Here is a 905-nt window from a genome sequence, read left to right on the forward strand (position 1 = left end):
GCATTCGACCAGATCGATAACGCGCCGGAAGAAAAAGCTCGTGGTATCACCATCAACACTTCTCACGTTGAATACGACACCCCGACCCGTCACTACGCGCACGTAGACTGCCCGGGGCACGCCGACTATGTTAAAAACATGATCACCGGTGCTGCTCAGATGGACGGCGCGATCCTGGTAGTTGCTGCGACTGACGGCCCGATGCCGCAGACTCGTGAGCACATCCTGCTGGGGCGTCAGGTAGGCGTTCCGTACATCATCGTGTTCCTGAACAAATGCGACATGGTTGATGACGAAGAGCTGCTGGAACTGGTTGAAATGGAAGTTCGTGAACTTCTGTCTCAGTACGACTTCCCGGGCGACGACACTCCGATCGTTCGTGGTTCTGCTCTGAAAGCGCTGGAAGGCGACGCAGAGTGGGAAGCGAAAATCCTGGAACTGGCTGGCTTCCTGGATTCTTACATTCCGGAACCAGAGCGTGCGATTGACAAGCCGTTCCTGCTGCCGATCGAAGACGTATTCTCCATCTCCGGTCGTGGTACCGTTGTTACCGGTCGTGTAGAACGCGGTATCATCAAAGTTGGTGAAGAAGTTGAAATCGTTGGTATCAAAGAGACTCAGAAGTCTACCTGTACTGGCGTTGAAATGTTCCGCAAACTGCTGGACGAAGGCCGTGCTGGTGAGAACGTAGGTGTTCTGCTGCGTGGTATCAAACGTGAAGAAATCGAACGTGGTCAGGTACTGGCTAAGCCGGGCACCATCAAGCCGCACACCAAGTTCGAATCTGAAGTGTACATTCTGTCCAAAGATGAAGGCGGTCGTCATACTCCGTTCTTCAAAGGCTACCGTCCGCAGTTCTACTTCCGTACTACTGACGTGACTGGTACCATCGAACTGCCGGAAGG

Annotated in this window: 1 protein-coding gene; it reads left to right on the top strand. The window is 53.6% G+C overall.

Annotated features, from left to right (window positions below):
- Window positions 1–905 (top strand): elongation factor Tu (gene tuf / locus C4F37_RS27125; protein ID WP_002430898.1); only part of this gene is annotated, 905 nt, incomplete at both ends.

This window comes from Escherichia sp. R1 (genome assembly GCF_003000935.1).
Classification (GTDB): domain Bacteria; phylum Pseudomonadota; class Gammaproteobacteria; order Enterobacterales; family Enterobacteriaceae; genus Escherichia; species Escherichia coli.